The 18825-nt window shown below is 63.7% G+C and carries 17 protein-coding genes; 8 read left to right on the top strand and 9 right to left on the bottom strand.

What is annotated here, in order from left to right:
- Nucleotides 1–114: 114 nt before the first annotated feature.
- Nucleotides 115–1188: an AI-2E family transporter gene (locus BLS27_RS05510; protein WP_043215674.1), complete on the bottom strand. Its 1074-nt coding sequence runs from the start codon at nucleotides 1186–1188 to the stop codon at nucleotides 115–117.
- A 12-nt stretch (nucleotides 1189–1200) separates the two neighbouring features.
- Nucleotides 1201–2256, bottom strand: coding sequence for a DUF2066 domain-containing protein (locus BLS27_RS05505; RefSeq protein ID WP_090343588.1), 1056 nt, complete (start codon nucleotides 2254–2256; stop codon nucleotides 1201–1203).
- 343 nt (nucleotides 2257–2599) lie between these two features.
- On the opposite strand from BLS27_RS05505, the gene purM reads away from it, so the two are divergent.
- The 4 genes from purM to BLS27_RS05485 all read left to right on the top strand — a co-directional run bounded on the left by purM (nucleotide 2600) and on the right by BLS27_RS05485 (nucleotide 5450).
- On the top strand, nucleotides 2600–3658 hold the full coding sequence (gene purM, locus BLS27_RS05500; RefSeq protein WP_070572965.1) for a phosphoribosylformylglycinamidine cyclo-ligase: 1059 nt from the start codon (nucleotides 2600–2602) through the stop codon (nucleotides 3656–3658).
- Nucleotides 3658–4311: a phosphoribosylglycinamide formyltransferase gene (gene purN, locus BLS27_RS05495; protein ID WP_090343586.1), complete on the top strand. Its 654-nt coding sequence runs from the start codon at nucleotides 3658–3660 to the stop codon at nucleotides 4309–4311. Before purM ends, purN begins: the two co-directional genes overlap by 1 nt.
- 8 nt (nucleotides 4312–4319) lie before the next feature.
- Nucleotides 4320–5030: a DUF3108 domain-containing protein gene (locus tag BLS27_RS05490; RefSeq protein ID WP_043215178.1), complete on the top strand. Its 711-nt coding sequence runs from the start codon at nucleotides 4320–4322 to the stop codon at nucleotides 5028–5030.
- A gap of 237 nt (nucleotides 5031–5267) precedes the next feature.
- Nucleotides 5268–5450, top strand: coding sequence for a hypothetical protein (locus BLS27_RS05485; RefSeq protein ID WP_043215180.1), 183 nt, complete (start codon nucleotides 5268–5270; stop codon nucleotides 5448–5450).
- A gap of 45 nt (nucleotides 5451–5495) precedes the next feature.
- On the opposite strand, the gene BLS27_RS05480 is transcribed toward BLS27_RS05485, so the two are convergent.
- The 7 genes from BLS27_RS05480 to BLS27_RS05450 form a co-directional block, all read right to left on the bottom strand.
- On the bottom strand, nucleotides 5496–6035 hold the full coding sequence (locus BLS27_RS05480) for a DUF2058 domain-containing protein (protein WP_043215184.1): 540 nt from the start codon (nucleotides 6033–6035) through the stop codon (nucleotides 5496–5498).
- 24 nt (nucleotides 6036–6059) lie between these two features.
- Nucleotides 6060–6893, bottom strand: a complete 834-nt coding sequence (gene mazG, locus BLS27_RS05475) for a nucleoside triphosphate pyrophosphohydrolase (protein WP_043215186.1) — start codon at nucleotides 6891–6893, stop codon at nucleotides 6060–6062.
- 104 nt (nucleotides 6894–6997) lie between these two features.
- A complete protein-coding gene (relA, locus tag BLS27_RS05470; protein WP_043215189.1) occupies nucleotides 6998–9238 on the bottom strand; it encodes a GTP diphosphokinase in 2241 nt (746 codons plus the stop codon).
- 97 nt (nucleotides 9239–9335) lie between these two features.
- Nucleotides 9336–10694, bottom strand: coding sequence for a 23S rRNA (uracil(1939)-C(5))-methyltransferase RlmD (gene rlmD, locus BLS27_RS05465; protein ID WP_090343583.1), 1359 nt, complete (start codon nucleotides 10692–10694; stop codon nucleotides 9336–9338).
- Nucleotides 10694–11593, bottom strand: a complete 900-nt coding sequence (cysM, locus tag BLS27_RS05460) for a cysteine synthase CysM (RefSeq protein WP_043215206.1) — start codon at nucleotides 11591–11593, stop codon at nucleotides 10694–10696. The genes rlmD and cysM overlap by 1 nt, the downstream gene beginning before the upstream one ends.
- A gap of 94 nt (nucleotides 11594–11687) precedes the next feature.
- Nucleotides 11688–13085 carry a sensor histidine kinase gene (locus tag BLS27_RS05455; protein WP_090344018.1) on the bottom strand — a complete coding sequence of 466 codons (1398 nt, stop codon included), beginning with the start codon at nucleotides 13083–13085 and terminating at the stop codon, nucleotides 11688–11690.
- A gap of 2 nt (nucleotides 13086–13087) precedes the next feature.
- Nucleotides 13088–13804 carry a response regulator transcription factor gene (locus BLS27_RS05450; RefSeq protein ID WP_043215192.1) on the bottom strand — a complete coding sequence of 239 codons (717 nt, stop codon included), beginning with the start codon at nucleotides 13802–13804 and terminating at the stop codon, nucleotides 13088–13090.
- A gap of 238 nt (nucleotides 13805–14042) precedes the next feature.
- On the opposite strand from BLS27_RS05450, the gene BLS27_RS05445 reads away from it, so the two are divergent.
- The 4 genes from BLS27_RS05445 to BLS27_RS05430 all read left to right on the top strand — a co-directional run bounded on the left by BLS27_RS05445 (nucleotide 14043) and on the right by BLS27_RS05430 (nucleotide 18806).
- Nucleotides 14043–16805 carry a response regulator gene (locus BLS27_RS05445; RefSeq protein WP_043215194.1) on the top strand — a complete coding sequence of 921 codons (2763 nt, stop codon included), beginning with the start codon at nucleotides 14043–14045 and terminating at the stop codon, nucleotides 16803–16805.
- A gap of 141 nt (nucleotides 16806–16946) precedes the next feature.
- The gene (locus tag BLS27_RS05440) at nucleotides 16947–17936 is read left to right on the top strand and encodes a 2-hydroxyacid dehydrogenase (protein ID WP_090343580.1); all 990 of its coding nucleotides are present in this window, start codon (nucleotides 16947–16949) and stop codon (nucleotides 17934–17936) included.
- Between the two features lie 31 nt (nucleotides 17937–17967).
- Nucleotides 17968–18405 carry a hypothetical protein gene (locus BLS27_RS05435; RefSeq protein ID WP_043215198.1) on the top strand — a complete coding sequence of 146 codons (438 nt, stop codon included), beginning with the start codon at nucleotides 17968–17970 and terminating at the stop codon, nucleotides 18403–18405.
- Nucleotides 18402–18806: an META domain-containing protein gene (locus BLS27_RS05430; RefSeq protein WP_043215199.1), complete on the top strand. Its 405-nt coding sequence runs from the start codon at nucleotides 18402–18404 to the stop codon at nucleotides 18804–18806. The genes BLS27_RS05435 and BLS27_RS05430 overlap by 4 nt, the downstream gene beginning before the upstream one ends.
- The last annotated feature ends 19 nt before the right edge of the window (nucleotides 18807–18825 follow it).

Below are 18825 nucleotides of genomic sequence, written 5' to 3'. Positions count from 1 at the left end.
CAATGCGCGAGGGTAAGAGCATAAGGAAAATCAAGGAGTTGCGAGAGCATTTTACCGTTTGAAGCCCATCGCCCCCCTTGCCTACGAAAAGGGCCGCAAAGCAGCCCTCTCGCATCAAAGCTGCGGATCGATATCCCCCGCATACATGTCCGACTCCTTGTAGAGGTCGTGCACATGGCGCAACAGCACCATGATCACCGCCGCCACTGGCAGCGCGAGCAGTACACCGGTAAAGCCGAACAGCTCGCCCCCGGCCAGGATGGCGAAAATCACCGCTACCGGGTGCAGCCCGATTCGATCGCCCACCAGCAGTGGCGTAAGCACCATCCCCTCGAGAGCCTGGCCGACCATGAACACCGCAACGATGCCCAACATCGGGTACAGGTCGCCGCCAAACTGGAATAGACCGGCGATCAAGGCCGCACCGATACCGATGATGAAGCCCATGTATGGCACGATGGCCGCAAGCCCTGCCAGAAGGCCGATCAACAGGCCCAGCTCCAGGCCTACCAGCATCAGACCTCCTGCATAGATCAAACCAAGCGCCAGCATTACAAGCAACTGGCCACGCACGAACGCCCCCAGCACTTCATGGCACTCGCCCGCCAGCCCCATCACCTGGCGCTCACGCTGACGCGGCAGCAGGCTGCGCAGCTTGGCCATCATCAGGTCCCAATCGCGCAGCAGGTAGAAGCCCACCACCGGAATCAGCACCAGATTGGCCAGCCAGGCGAGCAATGCCAGGCCCGAGGCAGTGGCCTGGGACAACAGCATGCCGACGATATCGGTGGTCTGGCCCATGTGCGCACCGATGGCGGCCTTGATCTTGTCGAACTTCCAGAACCCATCGGCCAGGCCCAGGCGGCTCTGCACCCAGGGCAAGGCGACATGCTGCAACCAGTCGAGCATCTGTGGTGTCAGTTCGTACAGGCGCACCAGCTGCTTGGCCAGCATCGGAACCAGCACCAGCAGCAAGGCCAGGAAAATGAGCGTGAACAGGCTGAACACCACCACCACGCCCCAGGTGCGCGACAGCCCCATGCGCTCCAGCCGATCGACCAGCGGGTCGGCCAGATACGCTAAAAGAATGCCTACCAAAAACGGCGACAAGATGTTGTGCAGGAAATAAAGCAGCGCAGCGACCAGCAGCGCCACACCCAGCCACGCCCAACGGCGAACCTCGATCATGCCTGGCACTCCTTACCAGCGAAAACGCAGGCCGTCGAACGGCTTGGGCGCAGCCGGCTGGGCGGCGGCGGGTTGTCCATCTGCCGCCGGAGCAGGTGCCGGAGCAGAGGACTGCTCAGGGGGCAACTCCTGCAACTTGGCCAGCCCCAGCTGAGCACGCAACTGTTCGCGGTTACCGGTGACGCTGTAAGTCAGGGTACCGCCGTCGACTTGCCGCAAACGCGGGGCGTAGGGTTCGAGTACCCGACTGAGCTCTGCATAATGCTGCAGGTTCATGCCCTGCACCTGCAGTTGCAGCTCGCTGCTGGCGCCCGGGCGGGTGACGTAGCGCGGCGCCAGACGCGTGCTGATCGCCAGCATCACCGCATCGGCCAGGGCGGCCTGGTCGGCGCCTTCGGCAGTGCCTTGCTCACGCTGGTCGCCCAGCCACAACTGCCATTTGCCCTGCCACTTGCCATCGGCCTCGTGGGCATGCACAGCCAGCAACGCATCGGCGCCGTAGCGCTCGGATGCCTCGCGCAGCGGCGCAGGGTCGCTGCCTTCGAGCTGCTTGGCGTTGGCGACCAGTTGCTCCTGCAGATCGGCCAAAGGCAGGCGCAGCGGCAAACCTCGGTGCTGGGCGGCGCGGCGCAGTGGCGCAGCTGTCGACTGGCCGTCGCCGACCAGGTTGCTGCCCTCGGCACTGTCGTTCAGCCACCAGCCGAGTATCGAGGGACGGTTGCTGCCCCACAGTGCCAGGCCAGCCTGGCGTAGGGCACGCTCGGTGCTGCCGGGGTCGAATTCCACCAACAGGGTTTCAGGCGGACCGGCTTCGGAGCCCACCTGGTTGATGATTTGTTGCGGGTCCTTGCGCAGGGCCGCCAGGGCTGGGCTTTGCGCGGCCTTGGGATCGCCGGTCAAACGCAGCACCAGTGTGTCCAAAGCTTTGCCAGTGGCTTGGGCGCGGGCGTCGCTGCCCTGCCCTTCGATCGGTTCACGGACTTGGTAGAGCCCCGAAACCGGCTCGGCCTGTGCGACGACACTGCCCGCGATCAGGCAGGCGGCAGCCAGGTAATTGAGAAAACGCATGGAGGATTCCTGTCCAGATGACCAAGGGGCACCGAGCCCCGAATCTGCTGCTGTGACCACGACACCGCGCAAAACGCTCCGCCATGCCGGACAGATTCGGCCCGCCGCCATTGCTATTACCTTATACAGGCACTGGCGAGGCAACCAGTCGCGGCCTGTGAAAGGATGTTTTTTGCCAGATTCGCGGCCTGCCCGTCGGCCTGAGGATGGCCGCTGCCCGGCAACCCTGATAAAATCGCGCGCCTTCGCAGACCAGTGACGTACAGGCAGCCGCCGCCCTTCGAGCCGGCCTTGGCCGTCGCGGTCGTTTTCCCGAATCCCTCCCTCTTAAAGGCCTGGATCAATGAGCAAGCAACCCTCCCTGAGCTACAAGGACGCCGGTGTAGACATCGACGCCGGCGAAGCACTGGTCGAACGCATCAAGGGCGTGGCCAAGCGCACCGCACGCCCTGAAGTCATGGGTGGCCTGGGCGGCTTCGGCGCCCTTTGCGAGATCCCGGCCGGCTACAAGCAGCCGGTTCTGGTCTCCGGCACGGACGGCGTCGGCACCAAGCTGCGCCTGGCGCTGAACCTGAACAAGCACGACAGCATCGGCCAGGACCTGGTCGCCATGTGCGTCAACGACCTGGTGGTCTGCGGTGCCGAACCGCTGTTCTTCCTCGATTACTACGCCACTGGCAAGCTCAACGTCGACGTGGCCGCCACCGTGGTCACCGGCATTGGCGCCGGCTGCGAACTGGCCGGCTGCTCGCTGGTCGGTGGCGAAACCGCCGAGATGCCTGGCATGTATGAAGGCGAGGATTACGACCTGGCCGGCTTCTGCGTCGGCGTGGTGGAAAAATCCGAAATCATCGACGGCTCCAAGGTCGTCACCGGCGACGCCCTGATCGCCCTGCCATCCTCCGGCCCGCATTCCAACGGTTACTCGCTGATTCGCAAGATCCTCGAAGTCTCCGGCACCGACATCGAGAATACCCAGCTCGACGGCAAGCCTCTGGCCGATCTGCTGATGGCTCCGACCCGCATCTACGTCAAGCCGCTGCTCAAGCTGATCAAGGACACCGGCGCGGTCAAGGCGATGGCCCACATCACCGGCGGTGGCCTGCTGGACAACATCCCACGCGTCCTGCCCGACAACGCCCAGGCCATCATCGACGTGGCCAGCTGGCAGCGCCCGGCGGTATTCGACTTCCTGCAGCAAAAAGGCAACGTCGACGAGCACGAGATGCACCGCGTGCTGAACTGCGGCGTGGGCATGGTCATTTGCGTGGCCCAGGACAAAGTCGACAGCGCCCTGCAAGTGCTGCGTGACGCCGGCGAACAGCCATGGGTCATCGGCCGCATCGCCGAAGCGCCGGCTGGCGCCGCCCAGGTCGAATTGCAGAACCTCAAGGCGCACTGATGCCAAGCAAGACCTGCAATGTCGTAGTACTGCTGTCGGGCTCCGGCAGCAACCTGCAAGCGCTGATCGACAACAGCCGTGGCGAAGACAGCCCGGTGCGCATCCGTGGCGTGATCTCCAATCGCGCCGATGCCTATGGCCTGCAACGGGCCCAGGCAGCGGGCATCGAGACCGCCGTGCTCGCGCACGGTGGCTTCGATGGCCGTGAAGCCTTCGACGCGGCGCTGATGGCGTTGATCGACGGCTTCAAGCCTGATCTGGTGGTGCTGGCGGGCTTCATGCGCATCCTCAGCGGCGGCTTCGTGCGCCACTACCAAGGCCGCCTGCTGAACATCCACCCGTCGCTGCTGCCCAAGTACAAGGGCCTGCACACCCACCAGCGTGCGTTGGAGGCGGGCGACGCGGAGCATGGTTGCAGCGTACACTTCGTCACCGAGGAACTCGATGGCGGCCCTCTGGTCGTACAGGCTGTGGTACCGGTGGAGCCAGGCGATACAGCCGACAGCCTGGCACAGCGCGTTCATCGCCAGGAACACCAGATCTACCCGCTGGCGGTGCGCTGGTTCGCCGAAGGACGCTTGCGTCTGGGCGAACAAGGTGCACTACTGGATGGCCAGCCCCTGGCGGCCAGCGGTCACTTGATTCGACCCTAGGAGAATTTATGCGTCGTGCCCTGCTCTTGGCTCTCGCCGTGCTCGCCCTGCCCCTCCAGGCAGCTGATCTGAAGCCTTTCTCGGCCAGCTACACCGCCGACTGGAAGCAGCTGCCCATGAGCGGCACCGCCGAGCGCAGCCTGGAAAAAAACGCCAACGGTACCTGGAGCCTGAACTTCAAGGCGTCCATGATGATCGCCAGCCTGACCGAGCAAAGTACCCTGCGCCTGGACAACGACACCCTGCTGCCGCAGAAGTATCACTTCGAACGCGGCGGCCTGGGCAAGGCGAAGAAAGTCGACTTGGATTTCGACTGGAACAGCAAGAAGGTCACCGGCACCGACCGTGGCGATGCGATCAACCTGCCGCTCAACCGCGGCGTGCTGGACAAATCGTCCTATCAGCTGGCCCTGCAGCATGACGTGGCCGCAGGCAAGAAGAGCATGACCTACCAGGTCGTCGACGGTGACGAGATCGACACCTATGACTTCCGCGTGCTCGGTACCGAGAAAGTCACCACCAAGACCGGCCAGGTCGATGCCGTGAAGGTCGAGCGCGTCCGCGACCCGAGCCAGAGCAAGCGCATCACCGAGCTGTGGTTCGCCAAAGAGTGGGACTATTTGCTGGTGCAACTGCGCCAGGTCGAGACCGATGGCAAGGAATACGTGATCGTGCTGCAGGATGGCACGGTCGACGGCAAGTCGGTGAAGGGCAACTGATCACCGTTGTGAGCCCCCGAAGCCCCGCCTAGTGCGGGGCTTTTTGTTGCCTGTCCCGCCGGCTTGCGGGCAAACCCGCTTCCTATAAACACTGTTTACCTAGGGGAGCGGGTTTAGCCGCAAACAGCCCTTCATGAACTTTGTTTCATCGTTGTTTTATTTACTTAGCCTGCTAACTAACTCTATAAAGAAGGCCTGCGACATGTTGCCGCAGCCAACCGAAAGTGGAGTTTAACGATGACTGTCCAAGTAACCGAACGCGACGAATCGAAAATGTCCCACGAAAGCCAGGCCCACGGCCTGCGGATCTGGGATGTGCATCAGCAGGGCGAGCTGGTGGGGATGTTCCACTCCGAACACGAAGCCCAACAGTACCGCAGCGAGCTGGAATGCCTAGAGAACCAGCACAGCCCGCAATGACCGCACTGCCCACGAAAAACCCCGCCTGAGCGGGGTTTTCGTCTTTTACCACATCAAATCGTCAGGGATCTTGTAGGCCGCGTACGGATCGTCCTCGTCCGCTTCTTCGACATGGGTGTTGAGCAGCAGGATGCGATTGGGGTCACGCTCCTGGATCTTCACCGCCGCTTCACGCGGGATCACTTCGTAACCGCCGCCGAAAGACACGATGGCCAGGGCGCCGTTGCTCAGTTTGCTGCGCATCAAGGCGTTGACGGCGATGCGCTTGACCTTCTTGTCGTCGACGAAGTTGTAGTAGTCCTCGGTATTGAGCTTGGGCAGACGGGTCGCCTCGATCAGTTGCTTGATCTGCGCGGCGCGGGCCTTCTGCTCGGCCTTTTCCTGAAGCTGGCGGTTCAGCTCCTGGTCTTTCTTGGCCTTTTCGGCCATGGCCTCCTTGGCCAGGCGCTGCTGGGTGTCGTCGACCTCGGCCTGGCCTTTGTGCTCCAGACGCTTTTGTTTCTTCTCGGCTTTGTTGACCTGCTTGACCTGTTTCTGGTTGACCAGACCGGCCTTGAGCAATTGGTCGCGAAGGGAAAGGCTCATGTATTCACTCACTTATGCAACAGCTCAGCCGCAGCTGGGCAGGTTCTTTTCCTGACGCTTGGCTTCGCCCCACAGGGCGTCCAGTTCATCGAGGGTACAATCTTCGATCGGCCGGCCATTGTCGCGCAATGCCTGTTCGATGAAACGAAAACGCCGCTCGAACTTGCGGTTGGCCCGGCGCAGGGCGTTTTCCGGGTCTTGCTTGAGATGGCGGGCCAGGTTGACCGCGGCGAACAGCAAATCGCCGATTTCATCTTCCAGTGCATCAGCTTCGCCATCGGCCATGGCCTGCAGCACTTCGTCCAGTTCCTCACGGACCTTGTCCAGCACCGGCAGGGCATCCGGCCAGTCGAAACCGACCGTGGCCGCGCGCTTTTGCAGCTTGGCCGCACGGGACAAGGCCGGCAGGGCCGCCGGCACGTCGTCGAGCAACGACAACTGTTCGGGCTCGCTCTTTTCGGCACGCTCCTGGGCCTTGATCTCTTCCCAGCGCGCCTTGACCTGCGCCTCGTCCAGACGCGGAGTGTCCAGCGGGGCATACAGGTCGCCGGTAGGAAACACATGGGGGTGACGGCGAATCAGCTTGCGGGTAATCGCGTCGACCACGCCTGCGAACTCGAAACGCTCCTCCTCCCGCGCCAGCTGGCTGTAGTAGACCACCTGGAACAACAGGTCGCCCAGCTCGCCCTGCAAGTGCTCGAAATCGCCACGCTCGATGGTGTCGGCGACCTCGTAGGCCTCTTCAAGGGTATGCGGGACAATGCTCGCGTAGTCCTGCTTCAGGTCCCACGGACAGCCGTATTGCGGGTCGCGCAGACGGGCCATCAGGTGCAGCAGGTCATCGACAGTGTAGGTCATCGGGCAGGTCCTTCGGCGGCGGCTTCTGGCGGTTGAACCGGCTTCCACAAGCGGGGTGAAATCGCTGTGGGAGCGGGTTCACCCGCGAAAAAGGCGCCTCGGTCTCAAGGGGTACGGTTACGCCGCGTCTCGATGATGTTCGGCAACTGCGAGATTCTGCCCAGCAAACGCCCGAGGGCGTCCAGGCCTGGGATCTCGATGGTCAAGGACATCAGCGCGGTATTGTCTTCCTTGTTCGAGCGGGTGTTGACCGCCAGCACGTTGATCTTCTCGTTGAGCAGCACCTGCGACACGTCGCGCAGCAACCCCGGACGGTCATAGGCGCGAATGATGATGTCGACTGGATACGTCTGCACCGGGATCGGCCCCCAGCTGACTTGGATCATCCGCTCCGGCTCCTTGCCGGCCAATTGCAGCACCGAGGCGCAGTCCTGGCGGTGAATGCTCACCCCGCGACCCTGGGTGATATAGCCGACGATGGCGTCGCCCGGCAGCGGCTGGCAGCAGCCGGCCATCTGGGTGAGCAGGTTGCCGACACCCTGGATCTGGATATCGCCACGTTTGCCGGAGCGGGTACCGCTGGCCTTGCGTGGGATCAGTTCGATCTGCTCGCTGCGCTCCGGCTCGAGCAACTGCTGGGCCGCGTTGACCATATGCGCCAGGCGCAGGTCGCCTGCGCCCAGGGCAGCGAACATGTCCTCGGCGGTCTTGACGTTGGCTTTTTCGGCCAGGCGTTCGAAGTCCACCTGGGGCAGGCCCAGGCGGCTAAGCTCACGCTCGAGCAGGGTCTTGCCGGCAGCGACGTTCTGGTCGCGGGCCTGCAGCTTGAACCAGTGGACGATCTTGGCCCGTGCGCGGGACGTGGTGACGTAGCCGAGGTTGGAGTTCAGCCAGTCACGGCTCGGGCTGCCGTGCTTGCTGGTGATGATCTCCACCTGCTCGCCGGTCTGCAGGCTGTAGTTGAGCGGGACGATACGCCCGTTGATCTTGGCGCCGCGGCAGTTGTGGCCGATCTCGGTGTGCACACGGTAGGCAAAGTCCAGCGGCGTGGCGCCCTTGGGCAGGTCGATGGCATGGCCATCGGGGGTGAACACATAGACCCGGTCCGGCTCGATGTCCACCCGCAGTTGCTCGGCCAGGCCGCCGATATCGCCCAGTTCCTCGTGCCACTCGAGCACCTGGCGCAGCCAGGAGATCTTCTCTTCGTAGTGGTTGGAACTGGACTTGACGTCGGTGCCCTTGTAGCGCCAGTGGGCGCACACACCGAGCTCGGCTTCCTCGTGCATGGAATGGGTGCGGATCTGCACTTCCAGCACCTTGCCCTCGGGGCCGATCACTGCGGTGTGCAGGGAGCGGTAGCCGTTCTCCTTGGGGTTGGCGATGTAGTCGTCGAATTCCTTGGGGATGTGCCGCCACAGGGTATGGACGATGCCCAACGCGGTGTAGCAGTCGCGGATCTCCGGGACCAGTACACGCACGGCGCGCACGTCGTAGATCTGGCTGAACTCCAGGCCCTTGCGCTGCATCTTGCGCCAAATGGAATAGATGTGTTTTGCCCGGCCGCTGATGTCGGCCTTGACGCCCGTGGCCAGCAGCTCGTTCTGCAGTTGGTTCATCACGTCGCTGATGAAGCGCTCGCGGTCGAGCCGGCGCTCATGCAACAGCTTGGCGATCTGCTTGTACTGGTCGGGTTCGAGGTAGCGGAAGGACAAGTCCTCCAGCTCCCATTTGATGTGACCGATGCCCAGGCGGTGGGCGAGCGGAGCATAGATGTCGAACACTTCGCGCGCCACACGCAGGCGCTTCTCGTCATCGGCGGCCTTGACCGCCCGAATGGCGCAGGTACGTTCGGCCAGCTTGATCAGGGCAACGCGCACGTCGTCGACCATGGCCACCAGCATCTTGCGCAGGTTCTCGACTTGCGCCTGGGAACCGAGCACCAGCGACTGGCGCGGGCTGAGGCTGGCGCTGATGGCGGCCATGCGCAGCACGCCGTCGATCAACTTGGACACCACCGGGCCAAAGCGCTGGCCGACCTCGGCCAGGGTCACCTTGCCCTCGCGCACCGAGCGATAGATCACCGCAGCCACCAGGGAATCCTGGTCGAGCTTGAGGTCGGCGAGGATTTCGGCGATCTCCAGACCCGCCTGGAAGCTGGACGTACCGTCGGCCCAGGAATGCTTGGCCGGGTTGCCCTTCTTCTCGACCTCCTGGGCGAAATCGCAGGCCTCCTTGAGCGCCTTGCGGTCCAGCGCCGAGTCGACGCTCACCACATGATCCAGCCATGCTTCGAGATTGATACTACCGTCGGTATTGACCGGCTGGTGCACTCTCACCTGTACCATCTTTCTTTTACCTTTCCATACAGCGCACCACGCGGGTGCGCTGGCAATCACCGTACGCCGCCCAGTCCCTGGACGCCGCACCAAGGGGCCAGCCTGGCTAGCCCGCTTCGAATAACGCCATGGCCTCGACATGTGCCGTCTGAGGAAACATGTCGAGGATCCCGGCCCTTGTTAACCGGTACCCCTGCCCGACCAGAACCTGGGCGTCTCGCGCCAGCGTGGCCGGGTTGCAGGACACATAGACCAGCCGCTTGGCCTTGAGGCGTGCGATGCCTTGCACCACCTCGAAAGCACCGTCGCGCGGTGGATCCAAGAGTACCGCAGAAAAGCCCTCGGCGGCCCATCCGGCGCCCGCCAAAGGCTGCGATAAATCGGCCTGAAAAAACCGTGCATTATGCACATTGTTGCTACGGGCATTGGCCTCGGCCCGTTCGACCATGGCCTGTACACCTTCCACGGCCACCACTTCCCGGGCCCGCCGGGCCAACGGCAGGGCAAAGTTGCCCAAGCCGCAGAACAAATCCAGCACCCGATCCTCGGGTTGAGGGGCCAGCCACGCCAGCGCCTGCTCGATCATCAACGTATTGACCTGAGCATTGACCTGGACGAAATCCCCCGGCCGCCAGGCCAACTCCAGCCCCCAAGGCTCGAGTGCAAAACCAAGTGTCTGACCGGCCTCGACCGGCGCCGGTTCGCCGTCGCCCTGCAACCACAGCTGGGCGTCAGCCTGCTTGCAGAAGGCCTCCAGGCGCGCCAGATCCTCCGCCGGCAACGGCGCCACATGCCGCACCAGAACCGCTTGCGCGGTGCCGCTGAACAGCTCGACATGCCCCAACGCCTGAGGTTTGCTCAGGCTGCGCAGCACCGTCGGCAGATGGCGGAAAATCGCCTGCAAGGGCTGTACCAGCACCAGGCATTCGTCGATGGCGACGATGTCCTGGCTGGCCTCGGCCCGAAAGCCCACGTCCAGATGACGCGCCTTCGGGTCCCAGCGCACGGCGATCCGGGCCCGGCGCCGATAGCCGAATTCAGGGCCGACCAGTGGCGTGGCCCATTGCTCGGGTTGTACGCCGGCCACCCGCTGCAGTTGCTCGGCGAGCATCCGCTGCTTGAGTGTCAATTGGCCGTCGTGAGGCAGGTGCTGCAGGTTGCAGCCACCGCAACGCTCATAATACTGGCACGGCGCCTCGCGCCGTTCGGGGCTGGCCTGCAGCACCCGCTCCAAGCGTGCATCGACCACCTTGCCACGGGCGCCCAGCACGCGGGCCTCGACGGACTCCCCAGCCAAAGCGCCACTGACGAACCAAGTGCGTCCCTCGACAAAGGCGATGCCACGACCGTCACCGGCCAGGCGCTCGATTTGCAGGCGTTGTTTCTTGCCGACCGGCACTTGTGGCGCACGATCGCCGCCGGCCGGCTGGAAGCGCAGGCCGCTGTTGCTTTTCTTTCTGGACATCAGGTTGCGTCGAACAGGCCAGTGGACAGATAGCGGTCGCCACGGTCGCAGATGATCGCCACCATGACCGCGTTCTCGACCTCGCGGGACAGGCGCAACATTGCCGCGACCGCACCACCGGAAGAAACGCCGCAGAAAATCCCTTCTTCACGAGCAAGACGACGGGTGGTCTGCTCGGCTTCGTCTTGGGACATATCGACCACGCGGTCGACGCGGGTGGCGTCGAAGATCTTCGGCAGGTACTCCTCGGGCCAGCGGCGAATGCCAGGGATGGCCGAGCCTTCCATCGGTTGCAGGCCAACGATCTGCACTGCCGGGTTCTGCTCCTTGAGGTATTGGGAGCAGCCCATGATGGTCCCGGTGGTGCCCATGGAGCTGATGAAATGGGTGATGGTGCCGTGCGTCTGCTGCCAGATCTCAGGGCCAGTGCTGGAATAATGGGCAATCGGGTTGTCGCCGTTGGCGAACTGGTCGAGCACCAGGCCGCGACCTTCGGCCTGCAGCTTCTCGGCCAAGTCTCGCGCCCCTTCCATGCCCTCTTCCTTGGTGACCAGGATCAGTTCGGCACCGTAGGCGGTCATCGCCGCCTTGCGCTCGGCGGTCGAGTTGTCCGGCATGATCAGGATCATCTTGTAACCCTTTATCGCCGCCGCCATGGCCAGGGCGATGCCGGTGTTGCCGGACGTGGCTTCGATGAGCGTGTCGCCCGGTTTGATCTGGCCACGCAACTCGGCGCGGGTGATCATCGACAGCGCTGGGCGGTCCTTGACCGAACCCGCGGGATTGTTGCCTTCGAGCTTGAGCAGGAGGGTGTTGGTGGTCTCGCCGGCGATACGCTGCAGGCGAACCAGAGGCGTATTGCCGACGCAATCGGCGATGGTTGGGTACTGCAAGGTCATGGCGTTGTTCGCAATCCGGACGGCAGGGGCGACTATCATACCGGCAAACCTTTGCTCGCCATATCACGCAATCTGTAGTCGCTATAGCTACAAGCTATAAGCTCGTACCGGTCCAAACCTGAACGCGCGGACCTGCCTCGCGATCCGACGCCACATGCGCCGGCAAACGCATGCACAGGCGTAGCCCTTGCTTGCCATTTTCGGCCCACAACGTGCCACCTTGGCGCTGAATCGCACTGCGAGCAATGCTCAGCCCCAGGCCGAAGCCGCCATCCCCGGGTCGGGAGCCATCGAGGCGGGAGAACGGCGCGAAGATCCGATCCAGATCCGCCTCGTCCACGCCTCCCCCCTGATCTTCCAGCCATAGCCGCCAATAATTGCCTTCGCGGTAACCGCCCAAGCGCACCAGCCCGTGTTCGGGCGAATGGCGGATCGCATTGCGCAGCATGTTCTCCAGTGCCTGGGCCAGGTGGTTGAGGTTGCTTTGCACCCAGCATTGGACGGGCAATTCACAGCGCAAGCGTTCAGGCGGCCAGCCGCTTTCGTAGCAGGCATCCTCGGCGAGCATGTCCCACAGGGCCTGGAGCTGGATCGGCTCGAGGTTCATCGGTGCCCGCTCGGCATCCTGCCAGGCCAGTTGCAGGGTGTTTTCGACCAATTGCTGCATGCAGTCGATTTCCCGCGCCACCCGCTCGCGCAGGCATTGATGATCGGTCTCGCCGTCGCAGGCCACGCGCAAGCGGCTCAAGGGCGTGCGCATCTCATGGGAAAGGTCGCGCAGCATCTGCTGTTGCATGGCCACGCTCTCCTGCAGGCGCTCGGCCATCTGATCGAACGCCCTGGCCAGCTCGCCCAGCTCGTCATGCCGCCCAACGGTACGCGAATCCAGACGGGCCGACAGCTGGTCGGCACGCCAGGCGTTGGCCTGCTCGCGCAACTGGTTCAGCGGCACGATCAGCATCCGGTACAGACCGACACACAACAACAAGGTGAACAGGCCAGGAATCACGCCGTTGGTCAGGATCTGCCAGAACAGCAGGTATCGCCCGGGATTCAGCCGCTGCGGCAACTCGATCACCAACATGCCCTGCTCCGGCGCCTCGGGAAACGGCAGGCGCAGCCAAGGCTGGGTGATGCTGCGTCGGCTCATGGGCCAGTCGACTCCACGCAGACGTGTCAGTTGCTGGATTTCATCGGTGGACAGCGTGGCGCTGCCCAAAGGGCGCAGTTGGGCATCGAGCACATTCACCCAGCCGGGCTCGCGCTGGTGCATGCCGGCTAGCCAGCGGTCCACCCCCGCCCTGCCTTCTTGGCGCCAGGCCTGCTCGGCTTCGGCGGCATAACCGATCAGCTGCGCTTGGGCCGGCGCGTCGAGGAAGGCGTTGCGGGTTTCCATGTGCCGGCCCCAGGTGTAGCTCAGGCCAATCATCAACAGGCAGAAGCCCACCAGCAGAATGGCCAGCTTCCAGAACAGCGAATGCCGATCCAGCACTGTCATTCGGCCTCGCCGGCGCACAAGGTATAGCCCTTGCCCCAGACAGTACGGATTTGCCGTTCGTGATAGCCGAGCGCCTTGAGCTTGCGACGTATCTGGCTGACATGCATGTCAAGGCTACGGTCATGGCGGGAATAACCGCGCTGCAAGACCTGTTGATAAAGGAAGGGTTTGCTGAGCACTTCGTCCTGGCTGCGATGCAGCGTCTCGAGCAGGCGGTACTCGCTGGGTGTGAGCCCTGCCGAACGGCCGTCGAGCCAGACATCGCAAGCCGCTTCGTCGAAACGCAGCTGCCCGCTGACCACCTCCCGTGGCGCCTGGTGCCGGCGCTCCAGCGCCACCCGTCGCAGGATCGCTTCGATGCGTACCCGCAATTCGGCCATGCTGAAGGGCTTGGGCAGGTAGTCATCGGCGCCGCGCTTGAAACCGCTGATGCGATCGGACTCGGCGCCCAGCGCGGACATCAGAATCACCGGGGTGGTGCTGTGCTTGCGCAGCCGGGCCAAGGCGTCCAGACCATTGAGGCCGGGCAACAGGATATCCATCAACACCACATCGAAGGCCTGGCGGCTGGCGGCCTCCAGGCCTTCGAGGCCGTTACGGCACCAAGTCACCAGGAAGCCGTCGCGCTGCAACTCGTCGTGCAGGTAGGCACCCAGCACCGGGTCGTCCTCGATGGCCAGAATGGTAGACGGGTGAATAGCTTCGGGATTCATTGGCTTCTGACATTAATTCTCAACTGCGCGATTATTGGCCATGCATCCGGCCAAGGCAACCGGGTCGCGCTCGCCGATGACCTGAGGCCAACGCAGGCGCCACTGATGATTCAGGCCGCCAAGGCTGGGAACCGCAAAAAGAGCTACAAAGAAGTGCATCAGACGGCCCTGGAGAGTAACGTTCCGCCTGGGGCCGTCTTTATGCTGACGGCAGGCAAGCACATGACAGGAGACAAATGTGCTCGATCGTTTGGGAATCAGAAGCCGGGTCCTGCTGTTGGCGCTGCTGCCAGCCAGCCTGATGGCCCTGGTGCTGGGAAGTTATTTCAACTGGCTACAGCAAAATGAGCTGCGGACTCAGTTGCTCCAGCGCGGCAAGATGCTCGCCGAGCAGCTCGCGCCCTTGGCAGCGCCCTCCCTGGCCAACCCGGCCCAAGCCCAGGAGCTGCTTGAACGCATCGCCGCCCAAGCCCTGGAGCAAGCCGATGTGCGCGCCGTGGCATTCCTGGCCCCCGACCGCTCGCGCCTGGCCCATGCCGGCCCGAGCATGCTCAACCAGGCGCCGACCGGGGGCACCGGCACTCAATTGCTGCAACGCACCGGCAATGACGCTACTCGCTACCTGATGCCCGTCTTCGGCCATCATCGTGACCTGGCCTCCCAGGCGGTCCCCGCCGAAGCCGAGCGCCTGCTCGGCTGGGTCGAAATCGAACTGTCCCACGACGGCACCTTGCTGCGCGGCTATCGCAACCTGTTCACCAGCCTGTTGTTAATCTTCGGCTGCCTGTCGCTCACCGTGTTGCTCGCCCTGCGCATGAGCCGGACGATCAACGATCCGCTCAGTCGCATCAAGCACGCCGTCACCCAACTCAAGGAAGGCAACCTGGAACAGCGCCTGCCGGCGATGGGCAGCCATGAGCTGGATGAACTGGCGGCGGGCATCAACCGCATGGCCGAGACCCTGCAAAATGCCCATGAGGAACTGCAGCACAGTATCGACCAGGCCACCGAAGACGTGCGCCAGAACCTAGAAACCATCGAGATCCAGAACATCGAACTGGACATGGCGCGCAAGGAGGCGCTGGAGGCCAGCCGCATCAAGTCCGAGTTCCTGGCCAACATGAGCCACGAGATCCGCACACCGCTCAACGGCATCCTCGGCTTCACCCACCTTTTGCAACGCAGCGAGATGACCCCGCGCCAGCTCGACTACCTCAATACCATCGAGAAGTCCGCCGACAACCTGCTGGGGATCATCAACGAGATCCTGGACTTCTCCAAGATCGAGGCCGGCAAACTGGTGCTCGACAGCATCCCGTTCAACCTGCGCGATCTGATCCAGGACACGCTGACCATCCTCGCCCCTGCGGCCCACGCCAAGCAGCTGGAGCTGCTCAGCCTGGTCTACCGCGACACCCCGCTGTCGCTGATCGGTGACCCGCTGCGGCTCAAGCAGATCCTCACCAATCTGGTGAGCAACGCCATCAAGTTCACGCGCGAAGGCACCATCGTCGTGCGTGCCATGATCGAGGATGAACAGGAGGACAGCGTACAACTGCGCATCAGCGTGCAAGACACAGGCATCGGCCTCTCGCCCCAGGATGTGCGCACCTTGTTCCAGGCCTTCAGCCAGGCCGATAACTCGTTGTCACGCCAGCCCGGCGGTACCGGCCTGGGCCTGGTGATCTCCAAGCGCCTGATCGAGCAGATGGGTGGCGAGATCGGCGTGGACAGCACCCCAGGCGAAGGTTCGCAGTTCTGGATCAGCCTCAGCCTGCCGCGCGCTCATGACGACGCGCAGGAGCAACCGCTGCAACCGTTGCTCGGGCGCCGCGCCGCCATCGTCGATGGCCACGAGCTGGCGCGCCAAGCCCTGGAGCACCAGTTGGAAGATTGCGGTCTGAGCGTCAGCCTGTTCGCCTCCTTCGACCAGTTGCTGCAAGGCGTGCAGGCGGCGAGCCAGGCAGGCCAACCCTTCGAGTTCGCGGTGCTGGGGGCCAACCTGAGCACGCTCTCGCCGGAGCAACTGGGCCATTATCACCAGCAATTGGAACGCCTGGGCTGCCTGTGCGTGGTGCTTTGCCCGACTACCGAGCAGGCGCTCTATCACCCCTACCTGCCCAATCCCCATGGCCAGTTGCTGTCCAAGCCCACCTGCACGCGCAAACTGCGCCGCCTGCTGCTCGAACTGGTGCAACCGCGCCGAGCGACCAACGACGCGCGCGCCAGCGGCAATACCCGGGCGCCGAGGATTCTCTGCGTGGACGACAACCCTGCCAATCTGTTGTTGGTGCAGACCCTGCTCGAAGGCCTGGGCGCCGAGGTGTTGGCGCTGGACAACGGCTATGCCGCAGTCAAGGCAGTGCAGGACGAGCCTTTCGACCTGGTGCTGATGGATGTGCAGATGCCGGGAATGGACGGACGCGCCTGCACCGAGCAGATCCGCCGTTGGGAAGCCAGCCAGAGCGGCAGCCCGCTGCCCATCGTCGCGCTCACCGCACACGCCATGGCCAACGAGAAACGGGCCTTGCTGCACAGCGGCATGGACGATTACCTGACCAAGCCGATCAGCGAGCGCCAGCTGTCCCAGGTGGTGATGAAATGGACCGGAATGAGCCTGGTGCCGTCCATGCAGGAGCGCGGCAGCGAACGGGCCATCGACAGTAACGAGCTGAAGGTGCTCGACCCTGAGGAAGGCCTGCGCCTGGCCGCCGGCAAGCCGGACCTGGCCGCGGACATGCTGGCCATGCTGCTGGCGTCTCTTGAGACCGACCGTGAATCGATCCGCGTCGCCCGCGAGCTGGGTGATCGCACGGCGATGATCGAACGGGTCCATCGCCTCAACGGCGCATCGCGCTACTGTGGCGTGCCGCAACTGCGCGCGGCCTGCCAGCGCAGCGAGACCTTGCTCAAACAGGACAGCCCCCAGGCGGCGCAAGCCCTGGACGAGCTGGACCGGGCCATCGTGCGGCTCGCGGCTCAGGCTCGGCTGAGCGCCTGAGCGCAAAGCCCTGGGGCCGCAGGACGGCCCCAAAATCGGGGGCGTTGCACTATCCGAACAGTGACGCCACTGAGCAAGATCAACGTCCTTCTTCGCAGGCTGTCTACACTGCCGCGATGACGAAACCTGGAGATTCACACCATGCGTGTCCTGTTGTTCAGCAGCCAGCACTACGACCAGGAAAGCTTCACCCAGGCCTCCCGCGACAGTAGCCTGGAGCTGCACTACCAGTCGGCCCGGCTGACCCAGGACACCGTCGCTTTGGCCCAGGATTTCGAGGTGGTCTGCGCGTTCATCAACGATGAGCTCGATGCCACGGTGCTCGAACGCCTGGCTGCCGGCGGGACCCGTCTGATCGCCTTGCGCTCGGCAGGCTACAACCACGTCGATCTGGCCGCCGCCCGGCGCCTGGGACTGTCGGTGGTGCGGGTACCGGCCTATTCACCCCATGCCGTGGCCGAGCATGCCGTGGCCTTGATCCTGGCGCTCAACCGACGCCTGCACCGGGCCTACAACCGCACCCGCGAAGGTGATTTCACCCTGCATGGCCTGACCGGCTTCGACCTGCACGGCAAGACGGTCGGCGTGGTCGGCACCGGCCAGATCGGCGCCGCCTTCGCCCACATCATGGCCGGTTTCGGCTGCCAGTTGCTGGCCTACGACCCCTACCCCAACCCTGAACTGCTTGCCCTGGGCGCCCGCTACGTGGAATTGCCCGAACTGCTGAGCCAGGCCCGCATCATCAGCCTGCACTGCCCGCTGACCGAGCACACCCGCCATCTGATCAACGCCCAGAGCCTGGCCACCCTGCAACCCGGCGCCATGCTGATCAATACCGGGCGCGGCGCGCTGGTCGACACGCCGGCCCTGATCGACGCGCTCAAGTGCGGCCAGCTCGGCTACCTGGGGCTGGATGTCTATGAAGAGGAGGCGCAGCTGTTCTTCGAGGACCGTTCCGACCTGCCGCTGCAGGATGACGTGCTCGCCCGGCTGCTGACCTTCCCCAACGTGATCGTCACCGCACACCAGGCGTTTCTCACCCATGAAGCGCTGGCGGCCATCGCCTCGACCACCCTGGACAACATCATCCGCTGGACGGAGGGCGATCCGCAGAATCTGGTGAACGGTTGATGCTAGGATACGCGGCAATTTTGGAGGACCCATGGTCGAACACGATTTCCGCTACACCCTTTTCAACCCGCAACACACCCTGATCGAATGCCGCGCCCTGGTGCCGGGCCGCTATCAGGTGACTGGCAACGGTGGCTCGATCCAGAAGGACGATGTCCTGCTGGTGACTCTAAAAGGCAGCAAGGATCTTTCCATGCGCCTTACCGTGGAGAGCGTGCGCCACCTGATCAACCCGCGCGGCCAATGGGTCGCCGTGGCCAGCGGCCCGATCTTCAACGAGCTGGAGATCCTCAACTGGAAGGTCAAGTGCAACAGTTGCCAGGCTGAGCTGGACTTCGAGTTCGCCGTCGACGGCAAGCTCGGCAACAAGGCCCGCCAGCCCGCGGCCAGCGCCCGCATCGCCGAGCTGGGTTGGGCCAGCCGTGGCGACCAGCACCTGTGCCCGGCCTGCCAAGGGAGCGCGCAGTGAAGCATCTGTTGACCGGTGCACTGATTGCCGTCGGCCTGCTCGGCTGCGCATCGGAGCCTTCGAAATTGCAACCGGAGCAAAGCTATGTGCTGGAGTGGATCGGCGAGCGCCCGTTGATCGACTACAGCCACCTGACCCTGATCCTCGGCGAGGACGGCCGTGCTTATGGCAATGCTGGCTGCAATCACTGGTTCGCGTCCTACACCCTGCAAGGCGACCGCATCAGCTTTGGCAAGGTCGGCAAGACCCGCAAACTGTGCGCCCCTGCATTGATGGACCAGGAAAAACGCTTCCTTCAGGCGCTGGAGACCGTGCAACGCTGGGACGTCTCATCGATCGAGCAGATTCGCTTCTGGCCGGCCGAGGGCAAGCCACTGCGCTTCTGGCCTGAGGAAGGTTAAGGGCAGCTGCAAGCTGCAA

The sequence above is a fragment of the Pseudomonas guariconensis genome, from assembly GCF_900102675.1.
Classification (GTDB): Bacteria; Pseudomonadota; Gammaproteobacteria; order Pseudomonadales; family Pseudomonadaceae; genus Aquipseudomonas; species Aquipseudomonas guariconensis.
This window is presented reverse-complemented; position numbering and strand designations above follow the sequence as displayed.